This is a genomic window from Caulobacter sp. Root1472, assembly GCF_001426985.1.
Lineage (GTDB): Bacteria > Pseudomonadota > Alphaproteobacteria > Caulobacterales > Caulobacteraceae > Caulobacter > Caulobacter rhizosphaerae.
In genome coordinates this window covers 1-1,366 of the sequence record NZ_LMFX01000047.1, presented here as the reverse complement: position 1 = coordinate 1,366, position 1,366 = coordinate 1, and the positions used below count along the sequence as shown (strand labels likewise).

Annotated in this window: 1 protein-coding gene; it reads left to right on the top strand. The window is 66.6% G+C overall.

The window, feature by feature from the left end; all coding sequences use genetic code 11:
* The first annotated feature begins 322 nt into the window (after positions 1 to 322).
* Positions 323 to 1,156: a flagellin gene (locus ASD47_RS22600; protein WP_056761713.1), complete on the top strand. Its 834-nt coding sequence runs from the start codon at positions 323 to 325 to the stop codon at positions 1,154 to 1,156.
* The last annotated feature ends 210 nt before the right edge of the window (positions 1,157 to 1,366 follow it).

The window sequence follows — 1,366 nt, the reverse complement described above, 5'->3', positions numbered from 1 at the left end:
CAAGCCGCGAACGTCTCCATCCGACCGTCTCCCTCTCACAAGGAGACACCCTCAGAATCCCGTTCGGACCAAAAATCCATATGCGATTCCCCTGCCCTGTGGGGGAGGCGGTCGCGCAGCGACCGGTGGGGGAGTTTTCGGAGCGCCCGTCACTCCCCTCCCCGTCGGCTGCGCCGACACCCCTCCCACAGGGAGGGGACCTCTCGTCTCCGCCGCCCTTAACCTTGGCCGCTAACGAACGGCTAAGCCTGCCAGCCTAGGTTGACCGTCGGGCGTAAAACGCGCCTTCGGCTTCGCGGCCGATCCTGGAAGCGGTCCGTCGATGTCGTTCAACAGCATCAACACCAATGTCGGGGCGATGATCGCCCTGCAGTCCCTGAACGCGATCAACCGCGACCTGTCCGACACCCTGCGCCACATCGCCACCGGCCTGGCGATTTCCAGCCCCAAGGACAATCCCGCCGTCTGGGCCATCGCCCAGAACCAGCGGTCCGAGTCCCACGCCCTGGACGCCGTGCGGGCCTCGCTGCAGCGCGGCCAGTCGATCACCGACGTCGCCCTGGCGGCCGGCGAGACGGTGACCGACCTCCTGACCCAGATGAAGGAGAAGATGCTGGCGGCCTCGGACACCAGCCTCGACACCGCCAGCCGCAAGGCCCTGAACGACGACTACCTGTCGCTGAAGCGGCAGATCGACCGCACGGTGGGCAATGCCGACTTCAACGGGATCAACCTGATCTCCTCGGGCAATACGGGCCAGGTGCGGGCCCTGGCCAACGCCGACGCCAGCGACACCATCGACGTCGACCATGTGGATTTATCGACCACCGGCGCGGCCCTGTCGGGGATGCGCGCCGACCTGCTGGGCGCGCCGATCAGCGCCGCCGAGATCAAGGCGATGAGCGGGGCGATCCAGAACGTCACCTCGGCCCTCTCGAGCCTGGGCACGCGGTCCTACGCCCTCGAAACCCACATGAGCTTCATCGACAAGCTGCAGGACACCCTGGACGCCTCGGTCGGCCGGCTGGTCGACGCCGACATGGCCAAGGAAGCCACCAAGCTGCAGGCCCTGCAGATCAAGCAGCAGCTGGCCATCAAGTCGCTGAGCATCGCCAACTCCGCGCCCAGCTACCTGCTGAAACTGTTCGGCGGCTGACGCGCCCGGGCGGATCCGGCGTTCCGTCGGGCGCTCCAGCGAGGACGCCGTTCGCGCCGCGAGGGGGCGTTGTGAAGGTCCGGCTCTGGGCACGACGGCCCTGGCGGCTTACGACCGAGGCTGTGTGAAAACACCGCCAAATCGGCTAGAATCCTGATGCTGGAGTAGCAGTCGGGAGGTGGAGTTGAGCCGCTTCGTTGAGGGTTGTGA

Coding starts and splice junctions, on each gene's coding strand:
- ASD47_RS22600 (WP_056761713.1), top strand. CDS start 323: ATGTCGTTCAACAGCATCAACACCAATGTCGGGGCGATGATCGCCCTG.